At 70.0% G+C, this 19938-nt stretch carries 15 protein-coding genes; 7 read left to right on the forward strand and 8 right to left on the reverse strand.

All coding sequences use genetic code 11. From position 1 onward, the window contains the following. Nucleotides 1-9 precede the first annotated feature (9 nt). Nucleotides 10-2865, reverse strand: a complete 2856-nt coding sequence (gene secA / locus ACGFSB_RS37215; RefSeq protein ID WP_393408964.1) for a preprotein translocase subunit SecA — start codon at nt 2863-2865, stop codon at nt 10-12. Nucleotides 2866-3204: 339 nt separating this feature from the next. Here secA and ACGFSB_RS37220 point away from each other — a divergent pair, with 339 nt between their 5' ends. Both ACGFSB_RS37220 and ACGFSB_RS37225 read left to right on the forward strand, forming a co-directional pair. Then, the gene (locus ACGFSB_RS37220; RefSeq protein WP_393408967.1) at nt 3205-3777 is read left to right on the forward strand and encodes a GNAT family N-acetyltransferase; all 573 of its coding nucleotides are present in this window, start codon (nt 3205-3207) and stop codon (nt 3775-3777) included. Nucleotides 3778-3849: 72 nt separating this feature from the next. Further along, nucleotides 3850-5040: a winged helix-turn-helix domain-containing protein gene (locus ACGFSB_RS37225; RefSeq protein ID WP_393408969.1), complete on the forward strand. Its 1191-nt coding sequence runs from the start codon at nt 3850-3852 to the stop codon at nt 5038-5040. A gap of 16 nt (nt 5041-5056) precedes the next feature. Here the strand turns inward: ACGFSB_RS37225 and ACGFSB_RS37230 are convergent, their stop codons facing one another. The 7 genes from ACGFSB_RS37230 to mtnA all read right to left on the reverse strand — a co-directional run bounded on the left by ACGFSB_RS37230 (nt 5057) and on the right by mtnA (nt 13861). Beyond that, entirely contained in the window at nt 5057-5800 is a 744-nt protein-coding gene (locus ACGFSB_RS37230) for a response regulator (RefSeq protein ID WP_393408971.1), read from the reverse strand. Nucleotides 5801-6000: 200 nt separating this feature from the next. Then, entirely contained in the window at nt 6001-6693 is a 693-nt protein-coding gene (hpf, locus tag ACGFSB_RS37235; protein ID WP_393408974.1) for a ribosome hibernation-promoting factor, HPF/YfiA family, read from the reverse strand. A gap of 315 nt (nt 6694-7008) precedes the next feature. Further along, entirely contained in the window at nt 7009-7809 is an 801-nt protein-coding gene (locus ACGFSB_RS37240) for a ComF family protein (protein ID WP_393408976.1), read from the reverse strand. A gap of 172 nt (nt 7810-7981) precedes the next feature. After that, nucleotides 7982-9868, reverse strand: a complete 1887-nt coding sequence (locus ACGFSB_RS37245) for an LpqB family beta-propeller domain-containing protein (protein ID WP_393408978.1) — start codon at nt 9866-9868, stop codon at nt 7982-7984. Beyond that, nucleotides 9858-11978: an MtrAB system histidine kinase MtrB gene (mtrB, locus tag ACGFSB_RS37250; RefSeq protein WP_393408981.1), complete on the reverse strand. Its 2121-nt coding sequence runs from the start codon at nt 11976-11978 to the stop codon at nt 9858-9860. The genes ACGFSB_RS37245 and mtrB overlap by 11 nt, the downstream gene beginning before the upstream one ends. Before the next feature lies 1 nt (nt 11979). After that, entirely contained in the window at nt 11980-12669 is a 690-nt protein-coding gene (mtrA, locus tag ACGFSB_RS37255) for a two-component system response regulator MtrA (RefSeq protein WP_393408983.1), read from the reverse strand. 4 nt (nt 12670-12673) lie between these two features. After that, entirely contained in the window at nt 12674-13861 is a 1188-nt protein-coding gene (gene mtnA, locus ACGFSB_RS37260) for an S-methyl-5-thioribose-1-phosphate isomerase (RefSeq protein WP_393408985.1), read from the reverse strand. 140 nt (nt 13862-14001) lie between these two features. Here mtnA and ACGFSB_RS37265 point away from each other — a divergent pair, with 140 nt between their 5' ends. The 5 genes from ACGFSB_RS37265 (at nt 14002) to ACGFSB_RS37285 (ending at nt 19801) form a co-directional block, all read left to right on the forward strand. Continuing rightward, entirely contained in the window at nt 14002-15300 is a 1299-nt protein-coding gene (locus tag ACGFSB_RS37265) for a glycerophosphoryl diester phosphodiesterase membrane domain-containing protein (RefSeq protein ID WP_393408987.1), read from the forward strand. Nucleotides 15301-15307: 7 nt separating this feature from the next. Then, complete coding sequence (locus ACGFSB_RS37270; RefSeq protein ID WP_393408989.1) at nt 15308-16009, forward strand: DUF4129 domain-containing protein; 702 nt, start codon at nt 15308-15310, stop codon at nt 16007-16009. An 80-nt stretch (nt 16010-16089) separates the two neighbouring features. Beyond that, entirely contained in the window at nt 16090-17502 is a 1413-nt protein-coding gene (locus tag ACGFSB_RS37275; protein ID WP_393408992.1) for a DUF4350 domain-containing protein, read from the forward strand. After that, nucleotides 17502-18491: an AAA family ATPase gene (locus ACGFSB_RS37280; protein ID WP_393408994.1), complete on the forward strand. Its 990-nt coding sequence runs from the start codon at nt 17502-17504 to the stop codon at nt 18489-18491. The genes ACGFSB_RS37275 and ACGFSB_RS37280 overlap by 1 nt, the downstream gene beginning before the upstream one ends. Then, nucleotides 18491-19801, forward strand: coding sequence for a DUF58 domain-containing protein (locus tag ACGFSB_RS37285; RefSeq protein WP_393408997.1), 1311 nt, complete (start codon nt 18491-18493; stop codon nt 19799-19801). Before ACGFSB_RS37280 ends, ACGFSB_RS37285 begins: the two co-directional genes overlap by 1 nt. Nucleotides 19802-19938: the final 137 nt, after the last annotated feature.

The raw sequence follows: 19938 nt of genomic DNA on the forward strand, positions 1-19938 counted from the left end.
GTCAAGCCGCTACTTCTTACGGCGACGCCCACCCTTCTGAGCCTTCCGCCGCTCCGCCCGAGTCATCCCGTCCGACTCGGACCGAACCCCCGCGTCCTCGGTCTCGAAGTCACCCTCGTCGACCCCGCCCTCGGCATTCGGCGCCTGGAAGTGCAGCCGGTCCGGCCGCTGCGGAGCATCAAGCCCCTTGGCCCGGATCTCCGGACGACCGCCCCCGGCAGGAACAGCATCCTTCTTGTCCAGCGAAGCCCCGGCGCCGGCCCCCGCTTCCACAGCATCCGACACAGGAACTTCCTCGACCTGCTGCTCGACCTGGACCTCCAGGTTGAACAGGTAGCCGACGGACTCTTCCTTGATGCCGTCCATCATGGCGTTGAACATGTCGAAGCCCTCACGCTGGTACTCGACCAGCGGGTCCTTCTGCGCCATGGCACGGAGGCCGATGCCCTCCTGGAGGTAGTCCATCTCGTAAAGGTGCTCGCGCCACTTACGGTCGAGCACCGAAAGAACAACCCGCCGCTCGAGCTCCCGCATGATCTCGGAGCCGAGCGACTCCTCACGCGCCTCGTACTGCTCGTGGATGTCGTCCTTGATGGAGTCGGAGATGAACTCGGCGGTCAGACCCGCGCGGTCACCCGCGTCCTCCTCCAGCTCCTCGATGGTGACCTTCACCGGGTAGAGCTGCTTGAAGGCGCCCCACAGCCGGTCGACGTCCCACTCCTCGGCGAAGCCCTCCGCGGTCTCGGCCGCGATGTACGCGTCGATCGTGTCGTCCATGAAGTGCGTGACCTGGTCCTGAAGGTTCTCGCCCTCCAGGACGCGGCGGCGCTCTCCGTAGATGACCTCGCGCTGGCGGTTGAGGACCTCGTCGTACTTCAGGACGTTCTTACGGGTCTCGAAGTTCTGCTGCTCGACCTGCGACTGGGCGGACGCGATCGCGCGCGTCACCATCTTGTTCTCGATCGGCACATCATCGGGAACATTCGCCATGGCCATCACGCGCTCGACCATCTGCGCCTTGAAGAGCCGCATCAAGTCATCCCCCAGCGAAAGGTAGAACCGGGACTCGCCCGGGTCACCCTGACGGCCGGAACGACCGCGCAGCTGGTTGTCGATACGCCGCGACTCGTGCCGCTCCGTACCGAGGACGTAGAGCCCGCCGAGGTCCACGACCTCCTCGAACTCCGCCTTGACGGCCCGCTCGGCCTTCTCCATGGCGGCGGGCAGCGCGGCGGCCCACTCCTCGACGTGCTCGACCGGGTCGAGGCCGCGCTGGCGCAGCTCCGCCTCGGCGAGGTCGTCGGGGTTGCCGCCGAGCTTGATGTCGGTGCCTCGTCCGGCCATGTTCGTGGCGACGGTGACGGCGCCCTTGCGACCGGCCTGGGCGATGATCGGCGCCTCACGGTCGTGCTGCTTCGCGTTGAGCACTTCGTGCTGGACGCCGCGCTTGGAGAGCTGCTGGGAGAGGTACTCCGACTTCTCCACGGAGGTCGTGCCGACCAGGATCGGCTGGCCCTGCTCGTGCTTCTCGGCGATGTCGTCGACGACGGCGGCGAACTTCGCGACCTCGGTGCGGTAGATCAGGTCCGACTGGTCGGCGCGGACCATGGGCCGGTTCGTCGGGATCGGCACGACGCCCAGCTTGTAGATCTGGTGGAACTCGGCGGCCTCGGTCATGGCCGTACCGGTCATGCCGCAGAGGCCGGAGACTTCCTTGCCCTCGTGGTCATGGCGCTTGTAGAGGCGGAAGAAGTTCTGAAGGGTGATGGTCGCCAGGGTCTGGTTCTCGTCCTTGATGTCCACCCCTTCCTTCGCCTCGATCGCCTGGTGCATGCCTTCGTTGTAGCGGCGGCCGGCGAGGATACGGCCGGTGTGCTCGTCGACGATCATGACTTCGCCGTCGATGACGACGTAGTCCTTGTCGTTCTTGAAGAGTTCCTTGGCCTTGATGGCGTTGTTCAGGTAACCCACGAGCGGCGTGTTCACCGACTCGTACAGGTTGTCGATGCCCAGCCAGTCCTCGACCTTGGAGACACCGGACTCGTGGATGGCGACGGTGCGCTTCTTCTCGTCGACCTCGTAGTCCCCGGTCTCCTCGATGCCCTTGAGGGGGTTGCCGGGCTCACCCTTGGTGAGGCGGGTGACCAACTTGGCGAAGTCGCCGTACCACTTGGTGGCCTGGTCGGCGGGGCCGGAGATGATCAGCGGCGTACGCGCCTCGTCCACCAGGATCGAGTCGACCTCGTCGACGATCGCGAAGTTGTGGCCGCGCTGCACCAGTTCGTCCTTCGCCCACGCCATGTTGTCGCGCAGGTAGTCGAATCCGAACTCGTTGTTCGTGCCGTACGTGATGTCGCTCGCGTACTGCTCTCGGCGCTGTGCCGGGGTCATGTTGGCGATGATGCAGCCGACGGACAGACCGAGGAACTTGTGGACGCGGCCCATCATCTCGGAGTCGCGTTCGGCCAGATAGTCATTGACCGTGATCAGGTGCACGCCCTTGCCCGAAAGGGCGTTGAGGTACGCGGGAAGGGTGCCGACGAGCGTCTTGCCCTCACCGGTCTTCATCTCGGCCACATAACCGAGGTGCAGCGCGGCGCCGCCCATCATCTGGACGTCGTAATGCCGCTGGCCGAGGACGCGCTTGGCGGCCTCACGCACCGTGGCGAATGCTTCGGGGAGGAGGTCGTCAAGGGTCTCGCCGTCGGCGTAACGCTCCTTGTACTCCTCGGTCAGCGCGCGCAGCTCGGCGTCGGAGAGGCTGACGAAGTCCTCTTCGATGGAGTTGACCTGGTCCGCGATGCGGTGCAGCTTGCGCAGGATCTTGCCTTCGCCTGCACGCATGATCTTCGAGAGGACGGACACGAGGGTTGGTCTCCTTGCCGGTCGGGCCTGGCATGGTCGGTTTACTCATAGGGCAACGGCCATCGTAAGCGAGGAGCGGGCCGCGCCGGGAGGTCTGCCGATACGTCAACGGACGGAGGGCCTGGAAGGTGCCGGGTTGTGCCGATCAGCGCTCGGCGAATTGTGCCGATCCGCGGCCCGACCCGCGGCCGACCCGCGGCCGATCCGCGCCCGACCCGCGGCCGAAAACCGTGCCGATCAACACTCGACCACCGTGCCACTCAGCGCTCGGCGAAATAGCGACCGAAAGGTCGGCGAAAAGCACTGGCCCCCGCTCCCCCGCCCCCGGAGAATCACCGGATGGAGCCCGTCACCGTCACCACCGAACGCCTGAGCCTGCGCACCTTCACGCCCGCCGACACCGACGAGACGTACGAAGCCTGCCAGGACGCCGAAATCCAGCGCTGGACCACGATCCCCTCGCCCTACGCGCGCACGGACGCCGAGGGCTTCATCGCGCGCATGGTGCCGGACGGCTGGCGCTACGACACGGAGTACACCTTCGCTGTACGTCCCCGGGGCGGTGGCCCGCTGATCGCCGCCGCCAGCCTGCACCACCCGCGCTCGGGCGCCTGGGAGGTCGGCTTCTGGACGGCGAAGGAGCACCGCGGCAGCGGCTATATGACGGAGATCGTCCTCGCCCTGGCCAGGTGGGCCTTCACCGACCTGGGCTGCACCCGCCTCGAATGGCGCGCCGAGGTCGGCAACACGGGCTCACGCGCGGTGGTGGAAAGGGCGGGCTTCACCGTCGAGGGCACACTCCGGGGCGCCCTCCTGAACAAGGCCACGCTCCGCGACTGCTGGGTGGGCGCCCTGCTCCCCGGCGACATCGGCCTGCCGTCGAACCAGCCGTACCTCCCCGCCAGGAACTGACACCGCCACGGCCGCAGCCCGGTTCCCGCAGGCCACAGGGCATTGTCAGTGCCGCCCCCTATCGTTTTCGCCATGACGAGCCTGCCGCGCCCCGCCACCGCCCTCTCCGCCGACGAGGCCCGCCGTATCGCGCTCCGCGCCCAGGGGTTCCTCGGCACCCCTGACCGCAGGTCCGGTGTGCGGGGCGTGCTGCGCCACCTCGGCGCGGTGCAGCTGGACACGATCTCGGTCCTCGCCCGCTCCCACGAGCTCATTCCGTACGCCCGTCTCGGCGCCGTCGGCCGCGACAGGATCGAGGCGGCGTACTGGGACGGAGCGTCGCCGGGCGCGGGCCCCGCCCGGCCGCACGCCTTCGAGTACTGGTCACATGCCGCGTGCATCCTGCCCATCGAGGAGTGGCCGCACTTCGCCTTCCGCCGCCGCGCCTATCGGACCCGCCCGCACTGGCACCACGACCTGCCGGACGGGGCGTACGACACCGTCATCAAGCAGCTCACCGCCGAAGGCCCCCTCACGGCGACGGAACTGGGCGGCGCGAAGAACAAGGGCGAGTGGTGGGACTGGTCGGACGCGAAGGTCGCCGTCGAGCGCGCGCTGATGTACGGCGAAGTGGTCTGCACCGAGCGCCGCAGCTGGAAGCGGGTGTACGACCTCGCGGAGCGCGCCATCCCGGACACGCTGCTCCATGACGACCTGGACGACGCGGAGTGCCTGCGCCGACTGGTCCGCCTTGCCGCCCAGTCGCTCGGCGTCGGCACGCGCGCGGACATCGCGGACTACCACCGCCTCAAGGGCGAGCAGTTCGACGCCGTGGTCGAGGACTCGGGCCTTGTCCCGGTGACGGTGGAGGGCTGGGACAAGCCCGCCTGGGCCGACCCGGCCGCCCTGGAGACGACCCCGCGCGGCCGCCACCGCACGACGCTCCTGTCCCCCTTCGACTCGCTGATCTGGGAGCGGGCCAGGACGGAGCGGATCTTCGGCTTCACTCACCGCCTCGAGGCGTACGTCCCCAAGCCGAAGCGGATCCACGGCTATTTCGCGATGCCGGTCCTGGCCGGAGGCCACCTCGTCGGCCGCGTCGACCCGGCGCGCGAGGGCAGCACGCTGGTCGCCAAGCAGGTGTCGCTCGACAGCCCCAAGGCCGTGCCCGCGGTGGCCCAGGCGCTCCGCGAGGCGGCATCCTGGGTGAACTGCGATTCCGTACGGGTGGAGCGGGTGAACCGCCCCGAGCTGACCGCCGAGCTGGTCCGCGCCCTGGGCTGAGCCCGAGCCGCAGGCCTCACCTGATCTCGAGAATCTTCTCCCGCATCGCGTACACCACCGCCTCCATCCTGGAGTGCAGCTGCAGCTTCTCCAGGATGTTGCGGACGTGGTTCTTCACGGTGTTCTCGGAGATGAACAGCTGCTTCGCGATATCGCGGTTGTTCATCCCCGTGGCCACCAGCTTCAGCACTTCCAGTTCGCGGTCCGTCAGCCGCGGCGCGGGCACCAGCCTGCGCTCGTCGGTGCGCTGGATCATCGATTTGAACTCGGTGAGCAGTTTCGACGCCATCGACGGGCTGATCTGCGACTGCCCGTCGGCCACCGCGCGAATCGCCGTGGCCACCTCGTCCGTGGAAATCTCCTTGAGGAGATAGCCCGTGGCGCCCGCCTTGATCGCGTCGTAGAGGTCGGCCTCCTCATCGCTGATCGTCAACATGATGATCTTCGCGCTGGGAGCCACCTCCTTGATGGAGGTACAGGCCTCGATGCCGCCTCGCTTGGGCATCCGTACGTCCATGAGGATGATGTCCGGCAGCAGATCCGCGGCCTTGTCCACCGCCTCCGCGCCGTCGCCCGCCTCACCGACGACCTGGATGTCCTCCTCGGCGGCGAGGACGATCTCCAGGCCCCGGCGGAAGAGCGCGTGATCGTCCACCACAAGCACCCTGATGGGTTCCTTGCGCGGAGCGCCCGCGTCCGTGCCGATGCCGATGCCCTGGTCGGCATCCTGGTCCCGCATCGGTCCGAAGCTGTCCGCCATCGTTCCTCCCCCTGAAGGCCATGGCCTGTTGTGCGTTGGCTGCCGCCCCAACCCGAGGCAGCGGCACATCCGTTGGCCGGCTCCGCACATGATTTCATGCCCGGACGTCCGCGCGTTGCGCGCAGGGGTCGCACGATGGTGCCCCTGGGGGCGCACACACGCTCCAGGGGCACCGGGTTCAGCCCTTCAGCCGACCGAGGTCAGCCGCCGAGCGCACCGCCACCGCCGCCCAGTTCGGGCTGCGCGACCATCGGGTCCGTGTTCAGGCGGATGACGCCGTAGTCGTAGGCGTGCCGCCGGTAGACGACACTCGGTTCCTTCGTCTCCGAGTCCACGAACAGGTAGAAGTCATGTCCGACCAGCTCCATCTCGTAGAGCGCCTGGTCGAGCGACATGGGGGCCGCCACGTGGGTCTTCTCGCGGACCACGAGAGGGCCTTCGCCCTGGACCTCCAGAGAGCCGATCCTCCTGACGGGCACGCCGTCCGGCTCTTCGTCACGCGCGATGCTGCCGTCTCCGTTGAGGTACGCCGCGTCCGGCACCCGCTCGGCCACTTCGGCGGCGGAGAGCCTGCCGGTGCCGCGCCGGTTGTGGCGCTTCTCGTGCTGCTTGCGCAGCCGGGCGTCGAGCTTGGCCGTGGCCAGGTCGAGCGCGCCGTACGGATCGGTCGCCGAGGCTTCCGCGCGGATCACGGGTCCGCGCCCGCGGAGTGTGATCTCCACGCGGTCGGAACGGTCGGCCTGACGCGGGTTGGTTTCCTTGGACACCTCGACGTCGAGGCTGATCACCTTGCCGTCGAGCTTCTGGATCTTCTCCAGGTTCAGCTTCTCGGCCACGTGCTTGCGGAACCGCTCGGGTACCTCGGTCTTGCGGCCCTTGACGACGATGTCCACGCAGAACTCCGTTCCCGGATCGCTCCGCTTCAGTGGCGGAGCATCTCCCTTTTGCACCAGGCCCCGGTGACTCCCGGAGCCTCGGACTCGGTGACTTCCACCTCCTCCTCCCCCGCGAACAAGATCTCCACCCCAACCGGCCCGGGTGATTGCAGAAAACCCAGCGACCGGCATTCCGATATGCGAGGGACGGCGTCTGCCATTCCTCACAACTGAAGATATCTCGCCCGGACGGATGTCGTCACCCTCTACCGCCGCATACCTCCATTCAGGTGCATTGGCACTCTCACTACCTGCAACGATGCAAGTTCCCAGTCAGTTCCGGTTTATTCCGAAGGATTCCGGTGAGGAGGCGACAACAGCCGCACTGATCGTGTTCCCCCGTGCTATTTCACAGGCTGTTACCGCCACGGCCCGCCCTATCCCTTCCGTGTGCACATCACGTATTGCGCGAGCGGCCTCCGCCAAGGACGCACCGGTGGTCATCAGGTCGTCCACGATCACGATGCGGCCGCCGTCAGCACCCGCCCCCGCATCGGCCAGGAGCCGCCCGCCACCCGCGGTCACCTCCAGCGCACCTTGCAGATTGGCCTGCCGCTGCCGGGAGTTGAGCCCAGCCTGGTCAGCCACCGCACGCCGCTGACGCAGCACGCAGAGCACCCGGGCCCGCGTCCCGCCCCGGCGCAGCTCACCCGCGGCGGCCAGCGCGATCCTGCGCACCGGATCATGCCCACGCGCCCGCACGGCCCCGCGAGCCGACGGCACAGGCACGAGCAGTACCGCAGCGTCACCACCCGGCGGCCAAGCACCCTCCATCCCGGCACGCACCACCCCAGCACGCACAGCCCCCGCGAGCCCCTCACCCAGCGGCCCCGCGAGCCCCAGAGCACCCCGCTCCTTGTGCGCGAGCAGCACAGCACGCACCGCGTCCTCGTACGGAGCCGCCGCGTGCACCACCGGCAGCCCCGGCGGCCGAGGATCCGGCCGCACCCGGCCCGGCGCCGCTCCGCACAGGGCCTCGCGGCACTGCGCGCAGAGCACCGCACGAGGCCTCCCACAGCCCCCGCACTCGGCCGGCAGCACCAGATCGGTGAGGTCCCGCCACCACCCCCGCATGTCCACCACTGTGCCAAGGCGAAAGCAGCACTGCCACCCCTGTGGACAACCGCCTGTGGATAACTCCGCGCGGACAACTACACGGCACGGAACAAGCGTTACCGGGGCTGGCATCACCCCAGCCCCAGCCCCGGCCCCAGACCCGGCCCCAGCCCCGGCACGGGCACGGGCATCACCCCGGATAGACCGGCGCCGACCCCTCCTTTTCCACCGTCTGCCACTGCGCCCCCGTCGGCAGCCGTACGATCCCGTCGTCCGAGTGCGCCACCAGCGGCTGCCGCTCGTCCTCGGACGCCGCGATCTCCTTCACGCCGGTGAGTCCGGGCAGCGTCGCACCCGCGAGGGCCGAGCCGTCGCACTGGACGTACCGCATCTGCTGCACACCGCCGGACTCGCGCCCGACCACCACGAGGCGGCTGCCACCCGCCCACGACATGGCGGTGACCTCCTCCATCTGCGGCGCCGCCTCACGCAGTTCGACGACCGAGATCTCGGCGGGCTGCTCACCCTTGGCGCCCGTCCGCTCCACACGGCCGATCTGCAGGGACGTCTTGCCGTCCTTCTTCACAAGAAGCGCGATCCGCACGCCGTCGGCTGCCACCCGCACCGCTTCGATCCGCCCGTCGAGCCGCGAGATCTTGACCGGCAACGGCTCCCCCGCGCCCTGCTCGAGCCAGAGCAGCCGCGGCTTCTTCGGGTCGCGGTCGGCCACCCAGAGGTCGCCCCTGCCGTCCCAGCTCGGCGTGGAGAGGCCGTCGTCCTCGGACTTGGCCTTGCTGCGCACTTCCGGCTTGCCGAGCGCACTGGTGGAGACCAGCGACCCCATGTACAGCGAGCGCCCGTCGAGCGACACCCCGGCCGCCCGCTCCTCGTCACGCGAGACCGCGGCGGAACGCAGCGGCTGCTCGCCACTGCCCAACCGCCCCTGCACCGGCTGCGGATCGGCCTTGTTCCCCGCACCCGCCGGCATCCGCACCAGGCGCCGCTTGTCGTCGATGAGGTACTGGAAGTCGGGGTGGTCCGCGGCGCGGCCCGGCGCGATGGACTCAGCCCGGTCCTCGCTCAGGACGCACAGCTGCGAGCCGTTGCGGCGCTGCAACTCCACCTCCTTGACGCCCGACGACGTCAAGTCCTGGAGCGTGAAGAGCAGTTGCGCGGCCATCTCCGTGCACCCCTCCTGGCCTACGGGGTCGGCCTTCTCGTTCAGCGGCACCGTCAGCTTGCCCTGATCGTCGGGCGCCAGCGTCTTCGTGCCCGCCTTGAGTCGTATGCCCGTCAGGAATCGCGTGTCGACGACCGGATCGAGCCAGTTGGTCGGCCCGTCGAGCAGCGCCTTGACCGTCTCCGTCACGGGGTCTATTCGCTGACGTATGTAGACGGGGTCGGCGACGAGCCCTTCCTGTCCTGCACCGCCCGAGCCCTCGCCCGCGGTCTCGCCCCGTCCCGCACCGGCAGAACGCGTCGCGAAGTAGTACTTGTTGACGGACCAGTAGATCCGCTGGAAGTCGGACTGCCCGAGCACGACCCCCTGCGGCACGCGGTCGATCCGCCACTCCTTGCCGTTGGGCCCGTTCTGCTGGGTGAGATGGACCGACGCGCTGTACGGGGCGTCCCTGAGCTGATAGGCGTGCTGCTTGTCCACTATGGCGACCTTGCGCCCGGTCAGCGGGAACGTCCGGCCGTCCTGGCCGCGGTCGCCGACGCTGCCCGAGCCCGCGTTCGGCCCGTCCGCGAGGACCGTGGTCCTCGAATTCGGCTGCCAGCGCCTGGACTCGTCCTTCGTCAGATACTTGCGCGCCATCGCAAACTGCGGATCGTCGCTGGTCAGCGCCTCGAGGAAGCCCTGGACGATGTCCACGGGGCCCGCGTCCTCACCCGGCGGCATCGCATAGACCCTGACCTGCGACTGCGAGTCGGGCCGCTGGGACGCGTCGACCGCCTTCAGGTTCCCGCTGTCGGGCATCGAGGCACAGCCCGCGAGCAGCGCCCCACAGGAGCCGAACAACAGACCGGCCCGCAGTGGACGCCGGTGACCGCGACGATGGTGGTCAGCGCCCACGAGAGGCCTCCCCTTCCCTGGCTGAATCCGCTTCCTTCGCCGGTTCACCGACGCTCTCCGCCACATCGGAGGCGGCATCGACGGGCTCCTCGCCCTGCGGTGAGACCAGCTCCTCGCCCCGCGGCAGCTCGTCGTCGGCCGGCCGCCGCGGCACGACCCGCGATCCGTTGCCCGGCAGCGCCGTCGGATCCGCCGTGGTGGCCGTCTGTGCGAGCCGCGGTGCCATCGGCGCCCTCGGCGGGACGGGCGGCGGCACACGCTCCGCCGCCGACGGCTGTACGGGCACCGTGGCGAGCTTGCTCAAGCCGCCGAGGGGCAGCCCCGCGTCGTTCAGACCGCGATGGCGGCGTGAATCATCGGGCTCCAGCGGTATCGGCGATCCCCGTAGTGGCTCGTCCGCCGTGCGCGGCAGCGTGAGGCGGAACTGCGAACCACCGCCCGGCTCGCCCCACGCCTGCAACCAGCCACCGTGCAGCCGGGCGTCTTCCAGCGCGATGGAGAGCCCGAGTCCGTTACCACCGGTGGTACGCGCGCGTGCCGGGTCGGCCCGCCAGAAGCGGCTGAACACCCGGGTCGCCTCACCGGGCTTGAGGCCCACTCCGTAGTCGCGCACCGCGATCGCGACCGCGCCGCCCGCCACCGCGAGCCGCACCACGACGTCCTTGCCCTCACCGTGCTCCACGGCGTTGACGACCAGATTCCGCATCACCCGCTCCACCCGGCGGGCATCGGCCTCGGCGACCACGGGCTGCTGGTCCCCGACGATCCTGACGTGCGTCCCCTTGCGCTCCGCAAGCGGCTCCGCGCCGCCCACGACCCGTCGTACGACCTCACGCAGGTCTATCGGCTCCGCCTCCAGGGCCGCCGCACCCGCGTCGAACCGGCTGATCTCAAGGAGGTCAGCGAGCAGCGTCTCGAACCGGTCAAGCTGATCGGCGAGCAGCTCCGCCGACCGCGACGTCACCGGATCGAAGTCCACGCGCGCGTCGTGGATGACATCGGCGGCCATCCGTACAGTCGTCAGCGGCGTCCGCAGCTCGTGCGAGACGTCGGAGACGAACCGCCGCTGCATCCGCGAGAGCTCCTCCAGCTGCTGGATCTTCAGCTGGAGGTTCTGCGCCATCTTGTTGAAGGCCTCACCGAGCCGTGCGATGTCGTCCTCTCCGGTGACCTTCATACGTTCCTGAAGGCGTCCGGCGGACAGCCGCTCCGCGATGCCGGCGGCCATCCGTACGGGCGTGACGACCTGGCGCACCACCAGCCAGGCGATGGCGCCGAGGAGCACCACTACGAAGAGACCCGCGGTGGCAAGGGTCGTCCGGACTACGCCCAGCGACTCCTCCTCCTGCGTCAGCGGGAAGAGGTAGTACAGCTGGTAAGGCTCACCGTTGAGATCATTGAGACGCTTGCCGATCACCAGACCGGGCTGCGCGTCACGGCCGTCGTTGAAGACGATCCGCGTATTGCTCTGATAGGCCCTTGTGCCCTTGTCGAGGCTGCTGCGCAGGCTCTCGGGCACGCTCTGGATCGGATCGACGCCTCCGGAGGCACGCGGTCCGCGCACGCTGGCGCCGTCGGCCGTGGACGTCGGGCTCAGCGTGACCACGTTGAACGCGCTCTGGCCGCCGCTGGAGAGCTGCTCGACCAGGTCGGACATCCACACGGCGGCGGGCGGCGTGGACCGGCCGTCGGACGTGCCGCTGTCCTGTCCGGAGCGCGGCCGCGCGGAACTGGCCTCGTCCTGGGCGGCCCTGAAACCGCCGTCGGCCTGGCTCTGCGATGCCTTCACCTTGGCCTTGAGCAGGCCGTTGTTCACGGAACTCAGCACGGCGAAACCGAGCATGAGCACCACACCCAGCGACATCAGCAGGGTCGTGACGACGACCTTCAGCTGGATGTTGCGCCGCCACAGCCGCAGAGCGGGCAGCAGCGGACGCCGCACCCAGCGCACGAAGAGCCTCAGGACGGGGCTGCCCTGCACCCCGTCCTGCAACAGCAGACCGCCGTCGAGGAGCCGCCCGAACGTCGAACCGCGCCGCCGGGCCCCTCCAGTCCGCCCCGAGCGGCCGCCCGGTGCCCCGGGCGGTGCGGGGGAACTGTCCCGGCTCACGTCAGCTCGGTCCTGCCTTGTAACCGACACCACGGACGGTCACCACGATCTCCGGCCGCTCAGGGTCCCTCTCGACCTTCGAGCGCAGCCGCTGGACGTGCACGTTCACCAGACGGGTGTCGGCCGCGTGACGGTAGCCCCAGACCTGCTCGAGCAGCACCTCACGCGTGAACACCTGCCACGGCTTACGAGCGAGCGCGACCAGAAGATCGAACTCCAGCGGGGTCAGCGCGATCGAAAGACCGTCCCGCTTCACGGAGTGCCCCGCCACGTCGATGACCAGGTCACCGATGGTCAGCTGCTCCGGCGCGGGCTCCTCGGACCTCCGAAGGCGTGCCCTGATCCGGGCGACGAGCTCCTTCGGCTTGAACGGCTTCACGATGTAGTCATCGGCGCCGGACTCGAGCCCGACCACCACATCCACGGTGTCGCTCTTGGCCGTGAGCATGACGATCGGCACCCCGGACTCCGCCCTGATCAGGCGGCACACCTCGATGCCATCACGGCCGGGCAACATCAAATCCAGCAGTACAAGATCCGGCTTTGCCTCCCTGAAAGCGGCCAGCGCCTTGTCGCCATCAGCTACGAACGACGGCTCAAAACCTTCTCCACGCAGCACAATCCCGAGCATCTCGGCCAGTGCGGTGTCGTCGTCGACGACAAGGACTCGTCCCTTCATGCCTGACATCATCCCATTAGCTCATCGTTACCTGGCGTGACCTGGCACACAGCTCGACCAGGCCCCCTGTTGTCACGGGCGACACGACGCCTTCCTCGGTGACGATCGCCGTCACCAATTCCGGTGGTGTCACATCGAACGCGGGGTTGTACGCCTGGGTCCCCAGAGGTGCCACCGCGATCCTGCCTCCCGCTTCAAAACCGGCCATCGGCACATACGGTGCCGTGACCTCCGTCACTTCATGACTCGCCCGCTGCTCCACCTCGATGGACGCTCCGTCCGGGGTGCCCGGGTCCACGGTCGTGACCGGAGCCACCACGATGAAAGGAACGTGGTGGTAGCGGGCAAGCACCGCGAGCGGATAGCTCCCCACCTTGTTGGCCACCGAACCGTCGGCCGCGATGCGGTCGGCGCCGATCAGTACGGCATCCACCTCACCCGCCGCGAACAGCGACCCCGCCGCGTTGTCCGTAAGCAAGGTGTACGCCATTCCGGCCCGCGCCGCCTCATACGCGGTCAGCCTCGAACCCTGCAGCAACGGCCGCGTCTCGTCCACCCACAGCCTGCGAAGACGCCCTTCGCGGTGCGCGGCAAGGGCCACCGCGAACGCCGTGCCCTCGCCGCCGGAGACCAGCGCGCCCGTATTGCAGTGCGTGAGGATCCGGTGACCGCCACCGGGCAGCAGCTCGTCGAGCAGCGCCAGACCGTGCACCGCCATGCCGGCACTGGCCTCGGCGTCCTCCCGATGCAACGCCCGTGCGGCCACGAGCGCCGCGGCGCCGGCCCGCTCCTGACCGTCCCCGCCCGCGACAGCCGAGCGGTACGCGGCCAGCGCCCTGCGTACGCCGTACTCGAGGTTCACCGCGGTGGGCCTCGCCCCCGCGATCGCGTCGGCCGCCTCGTCCACGTCGAAGCCGCGTACGGCCGCGAGCGCGACCCCGTACGCACCGGCGATCCCCAGCAGCGGCGCCCCGCGCACGGCCAGCGTGCGGATCGCCTGCACCAGAGCGGGCGCGTCCGTGCACACCAGCTCTGTCTCCTCGCCCGGCAGCCTGGTCTGGTCGAGGAGGACGATCACGGGGCCCTCGGGCGGCTCTGCCCAGCGGATCGCGGGAATCGCGGGAATCGCGGGAATCGCGGGGGCGCTCATAGCGGTCTCGGTCGGCCGTGCGTCCTCGCCGGAATGCGCGTACTGATCAGCCATCCGCCCAGTCTGCCCCGTACCCGACGGACAATTGAAGGTGTGCAGCCCATACGGCGCCCGGTCACCGCAAGGGTGTGCCGTGGCACGATGGCTGCCAACCTGCCGCAGCGACCGCGGTCGGGCACCGTGAAGGAGCGACGATGAACGACACTCCGGGCTGGGCCTCGCCCGGATCTGCCCCCTCCGACGGACCGGACTCCGGCAATCCCGACCCCGCCGAGCCCGCCGAGCCCACGGACCGGCCGACCGGTCCGGCCTCGAAGTGGTCCAAGGAGCAGCCGCCGCCCGCCCAGTGGTCCGCCCCAAGCCCGCCTTCACCCGGCCAGACCCCGCCTCCGCCGCCACCGCCGCCCGGCGGTGGCTGGGGCGGACGCCCCGGCGGCCCCGGCCCTGGCGGTCCCGGCCCCGGCGGCTACCCCGGCTGGGGCAGGTGGCAAGGTCCGCCGCCCGCCGCCAAGCCCGGCGTCATCCCGCTGCGGCCGCTCGGCGTCGGCGAGATCCTGGACGGCGCGGTCTCCACGATGCGTACGTACTGGCGCACGGTCCTCGGCATCTCCCTCGCCGTGGCCGTGTTCACGGAGATCATCGTCATCCTGCTCCAGGGCCTCGTCCTCGACGACAGCGCGAGCACGGACGTCCTCGACGACCCGAGCGCGACTGTCAGCGAACTGACCCGTGCCCTGGGCGACACCCTGCTGAGCTCCGGCGTGATCCTCCTGGTCACCCTGCTCGGCACGATCGTCGCCACCGCCCTGCTCACCATGGTCACCAGCCGCGCGGTGCTCGGTAAGTCGGTCACCACGGCAGAGGCCTGGCAGGACGCCAAGCCACAGCTGCCGAGGCTGATCGGCCTGACGCTGCTGCTCCCGCTGATCGGCGTGGCCATCGTCGCCGTCGGCACCCTGCCCGGCGTACTCATCGCGGTCGCGGGGGCGTCCGACGCGGGCGCCAGTCTCGCCATCCTCGGCGGACTCGCCGCCACGGTCGTCGCCATCTGGCTCATGGTCCGCTTCTCGCTCGCCTCACCCGCCCTGATGCTCGAGAAGCAGGGCGTGAAGAAGTCGATCACCCGCTCCGTGAAGCTGGTCCGCGGCTCCTGGTGGCGGGTCTTCGGCATCCAGCTCCTCGCCGCGATCATCGCCAACGTAGTGGCATCGATCATCGTCATCCCCTTCACCCTCATCGCGGGCGCGGTGAGCGGCGACGGCGTCACCGGCTTCCTCGACACCAGCACCGGCGACCTCGGCTGGACCTTCCTGATCGTCAGCGGCGTCGGCTCGGTCATCGGCTCGATGCTCACCTTCCCGATCACCGCGGGCGTCACCGTCCTCCTCTACATCGACCAGCGGATCCGCCGCGAGGCCCTCGACCTCGAACTCGCCCGCGCCGCAGGCCTCCAGGGCAACGGAACCACCGCCCCCGGCACCCCAGGGAGCTGATGCGGCGGTGACGGGGGCAGTTCTGCGCGGACTCAAGGCAGCGGCACCGCTCCTGCCACGCACCGGCGAGGACGACCCACCGGTGACGATCCCGCGCGCCCCCGCCAGGGAGGCTGCCGAACGCGAACTGTCCAAGCCGACGTACCACGAGAACGACCCCGGCCTCCTGCAACGGGCCCTGAACCGCTTCTGGGACTGGATCGACGGCCTGTTCACCGCCGCCTCGGGCGCGACCCCGGGCGGCGGCCTGGGCCTCCTGGTCATCGTCCTGGCCGTGGTGGCCCTCATCGCAGCGCTCTGGTGGCGCCTGGGCACCCCGCACCGCGCCCCCACCTCATCCCCCGCCCTGTTCGACGACCGCCCCCGCACAGCCACGGAACACCGCGCCGCCGCCGAGGCGCAGGCCGCCCAGGGCCACTGGAACCAAGCCGTCCAGGAACGTATGCGCGCCATCGTCCGCTCCCTGGAGGAACGCGCCCTCCTGGACCCCCGCCCCGGCCGCACAGCGGACGAAGCGGCAGCGGAGGCCTCCCACCCCCTCCCCACCCACGCCACGGAACTCCGCACAGCCGCCCAGTCGTTCGACGCCATCACCTACGGCGGCCGCACAGCCACGGACCAGACGTACGCCCAACTGACCACCCTGGACAAGGCCCTGACCCAGACAAGGCCAACCCTCAGCAACACCCCTCTGGGAGCCCCCCATTGACCGGCTCCGAGAACCCCGAGAACCCCGACAACCCCCCAAAGCCCGCTCCTCCCTGGCCGCCTCAGCCTTCGGCCGGCGAGATGGCAACCAGCGAAGGGACCGAGCCCGGCGTCGGAACCGAGACCGAGGGCACGTCCGGGACCGGAGCCAGGTCCACCGCTGAGACCGGGACCCACATCGCAGCCGAGGCCGCACCCGCCATCACCACCGGCCCCGCGACAACCACGCCCGGCGCAACCGCTACCGCTACCGCTACCGCGAAAGCGCCCGCACCCGCGCCCGCGTCCGCCCCCACGTCCACAACTGAACCCGCCCCCACCTCCTCCACCTCCTCCACCCCCACCCCCCGCCAACTCTGGACCCGAACCCGCGGCCTCCTCCTCGCCTTGGTCGTCCTCCTGGCAGCCGCCATCGCCATCGCAGCCGTCCGCTCCGGCGGCCAGCACGGCCGCCTCGACCCGCGCTCCGCCGACCCCTACGGCAGCCGCGCCGTCGCCGAACTCCTAGCCGACCGCGGTGTATCCACCCGCGTCGTCACCACCTCCGAAGAGGCCAGTTCCGCGGCAGGCCCCGACACCACGCTCCTGGTGGCCGCCCCCGACCTGCTCACCGAGCGCCAGCAGTCCCGCCTCCGCACGGCCACCAAGGACGCCCGAGGCCGCACCGTCCTCCTCGCCCCCGGCGCCCCGTCGGTCAGCACTCTCGCACCCGGGGTCACCGCGGACGCCACCCCCAGCCTCGACTCGACGCTCTCCCCCCGCTGCTCCCTGCCCGCCGCCGAGCGCGCAGGCTCCGCCGACGTCGGTGGCCGCCGCTACGACACCCTCACGCCGGACGCCGAAGCCTGCTACCTCAGTGACGGCCTGCCCGGCCTGCTGCAGCTCCCGGCGGCCCACGGCCCCGGCGACACCGTCGTACTCGGCGCCCCCGACATCCTCTTCAACGACCGCCTTGACGCACACGGCAACGCCTCACTGGCCCTGCAACTCCTCGGCTCCCGCCCCCACTTGGTCTGGTACCTCCCCTCCCTCTCCGACGACGCGGCAACCGACTCCGCCGACCGCGACTTCTTCGACCTGATCCCCGACGGCTGGCTCTGGGGCACCCTGCAACTCACCATCGCCGCCGCACTCGCCGCCCTCTGGCGCGCCCGCCGCCTCGGCCCTCTCGTCCCCGAACGCCTCCCCGTCGCCATCCGCGCCTCCGAAACCGTCGAAGGCCGAGCCCGCCTCTACCGCAAGGCGAACGCCCGCGACCGCGCTGCCGCCGCCCTCCGCTCGACCACCCGCACCCGCATCGCCCCCCTCATCGGCGTATCCCCCGGCCAGGCACACGCCCCCGAAACCCTGCTCCCCGCCCTGACCGCCAGGCTCCGCGCCCCAGGCCAGGACCTGCACCCCCTCCTCTTCGGCCCACCCCCGGCCAACGACGCAGCACTCATCACCCTCGCCGACCAACTCGACGCCCTCGTAAGAGAGGTACGTACTTCATGATGGACCCGACCACTGACAACGCCGGGAGCTCCGGCGACTCCGGCAGCGCCCGCTCCTCCCTGGAGTCCCTGCGCACCGAGATCTCCAAGGCCGTGGTCGGCCAGGACCCCGCGGTGACAGGCCTAGTCGTGGCCCTCCTCTGCCGCGGCCACGTCCTCCTCGAAGGCGTACCGGGAGTGGCGAAGACCCTGCTCGTGCGCGCCCTCGCCGCCTCCCTCGAACTCGACACCAAGCGCGTCCAGTTCACCCCGGACCTGATGCCGAGCGACGTCACCGGCTCCCTCATCTACGACGCCCGCACCACGGAGTTCTCGTTCCAGCAGGGCCCGGTCTTCACCAACCTCCTCCTCGCCGACGAGATCAACCGCACCCCACCCAAGACCCAGTCCTCCCTCCTCGAAGCGATGGAGGAACGCCAGGTCACGGTCGACGGCACCCCCCGCCCGCTCCCCGAGCCCTTCCTCGTCGCAGCCACCCAGAACCCCGTCGAGTACGAAGGCACATACCCCCTCCCCGAAGCCCAACTGGACCGCTTCCTCCTCAAATTGACGGTCCCGCTCCCCTCCCGCCAGGACGAGATCAACGTCCTCACCCGCCACGCGGAAGGCTTCAACCCCCGCGACCTCCACGCCGCGGGCATCCGCCCCGTAGCAGGCCCCGCCGACCTGGACGCAGCCCGCGCAGCGGTCGCCAAGACATCCATCTCCCCCGAGATCACCGCGTACGTGGTGGACATCTGCCGCGCCACACGCGAGTCCCCCTCCCTCACCCTCGGCGTCTCCCCCCGAGGCGCCACAGCGCTCCTCTCGACGGCCCGCGCCTGGGCCTGGCTGACGGGCCGCGACTACGTCATCCCCGACGACGTGAAAGCCCTCGCCCTCCCCACACTCCGCCACCGCATCCAACTCCGCCCGGAGGCCGAGATGGAGGGCGTGACAGCGGACTCCGTCATCAACGCGATCCTCGCCCACGTCCCGGTCCCCCGCTGATGGCCCTCACCGGCCGCACGGCACTCCTGGCGGCCATCGGCAGCCTCCCCGTGGGCATCTGGGGACCCAGCTGGACAGGCATCCTCGCCGTCAACGCCCCACTGGCTCTGGCCTGCGCCTGCGATTTCGCACTCGCCGCCCCCGTACGCCGCCTCGGCCTGACCCGCTCAGGCGACACATCCGTACGCCTCGGAGAATCGGCCGACGTCGAACTGACCGTCACCAACCCCTCCGGCCGCCCCCTGCGCGCCCAGCTCCGCGACGCCTGGCCCCCCAGCAGCTGGCAGCCCGGCACCGAAGTCGACGCATCCCGCCACCAGTTGACGATCCCTCCGGGCGAGCGCCGCCGCGTCACCACGCGCCTGCGCCCCACCCGCCGCGGCGACCACCAGGCGGACCGCGTCACCATCCGCTCGTACGGCCCCCTCGGCCTCCTCACCCGCCAGGGCAGCCACAAGGTCCCCTGGGTTCTCCGCGTCCTGCCCCCCTTCACCAGCCGGAAGCACCTCCCGTCCAAGTTGGCCCGGCTCCGCGAACTCGACGGCCGCACCAGCGTGCTGACCCGCGGTCAGGGCACCGAATTCGACAGCCTCCGCGACTACGTCCCCGGTGACGACACCCGCTCCATCGACTGGCGCGCCACCGCCCGCCGCTCCACGGTCGCCATCCGCACCTGGCGCCCGGAACGCGACCGCCACATCCTGCTTGTCCTCGACACCGGCCGCACCTCCGCCGGCCGAGTCGGCGACGCCCCGCGCCTCGACGCCTCGATGGACGCGGCCCTGCTCCTGGCGGCCCTGGCCTCCAGAGCGGGCGACCGAGTCGACCTCCTCGCCTACGACCGCCGCGTACGCGCCCTCGTCCAGGGCAAGGCAGCAGGCGAAGTCCTCCCTTCGGTCGTCAACGCCCTTGCCACACTCGAACCGGAACTCGTCGAAACGGATGCCAGGGGCCTGACCTCAACAGCCCTCCGCACAGCCACCCGCAGTTCTCTGATCGTGCTGCTGACCAGCCTCGACGCAGCCCCCATCGAAGAGGGCCTGCTCCCCGTGCTCTCCCGTCTCACTCAGCGCCACACAGTCCTTCTGACATCGGTTGCCGACCCCCACATCCAGAAAATGGCCGCAGCCCGCGGAACAACAGAAGCGGTGTACGACGCAGCAGCCGCGGCCCAGGCCCACACGGAACGCCACCGCACGGCGGAAAAGCTCATCCGGCACGGCGTCACAGTCGTCGACGCGACGCCAACCGAACTGGCCCCGGCGCTGGCAGACGCTTACTTGTCCCTAAAGGCGGCCGGCCGCCTCTGACCAAAAGCGAGCGAACGCAGAAAAGGCCCCTAAGGGGGCCGGTGAACGCAGAAAACCCCCGCACCCAGAGGGTGCGGGGGTTTCCCGTTAATAATAGTTCGGCGGCGTCCTACTCTCCCACAGGGTCCCCCCTGCAG

Source organism: Streptomyces sp. NPDC048441, assembly GCF_043200235.1.
Classification (GTDB): Bacteria; Actinomycetota; Actinomycetes; order Streptomycetales; family Streptomycetaceae; genus Streptomyces.

Bases quoted from the DNA above. Each gene is read 5' to 3' on its own strand.
- ACGFSB_RS37220 (WP_393408967.1), top strand. From the start codon at position 3,205: ATGGAGCCCGTCACCGTCACCACCGAACGCCTGAGCCTGCGCACCTTC.
- ACGFSB_RS37230 (WP_393408971.1), bottom strand. From the start codon at position 5,800: ATGGCGGACAGCTTCGGACCGATGCGGGACCAGGATGCCGACCAGGGC.
- ACGFSB_RS37240 (WP_393408976.1), bottom strand. From the start codon at position 7,809: ATGCGGGGGTGGTGGCGGGACCTCACCGATCTGGTGCTGCCGGCCGAG.
- ACGFSB_RS37280 (WP_393408994.1), top strand. From the start codon at position 17,502: ATGGACCCGACCACTGACAACGCCGGGAGCTCCGGCGACTCCGGCAGC.
- ACGFSB_RS37225 (WP_393408969.1), top strand. From the start codon at position 3,850: ATGACGAGCCTGCCGCGCCCCGCCACCGCCCTCTCCGCCGACGAGGCC.
- mtnA (WP_393408985.1), bottom strand. From the start codon at position 13,861: ATGGCTGATCAGTACGCGCATTCCGGCGAGGACGCACGGCCGACCGAG.
- ACGFSB_RS37285 (WP_393408997.1), top strand. From the start codon at position 18,491: ATGGCCCTCACCGGCCGCACGGCACTCCTGGCGGCCATCGGCAGCCTC.
- ACGFSB_RS37275 (WP_393408992.1), top strand. From the start codon at position 16,090: ATGGCAACCAGCGAAGGGACCGAGCCCGGCGTCGGAACCGAGACCGAG.
- mtrA (WP_393408983.1), bottom strand. From the start codon at position 12,669: ATGATGTCAGGCATGAAGGGACGAGTCCTTGTCGTCGACGACGACACC.
- ACGFSB_RS37265 (WP_393408987.1), top strand. From the start codon at position 14,002: ATGAACGACACTCCGGGCTGGGCCTCGCCCGGATCTGCCCCCTCCGAC.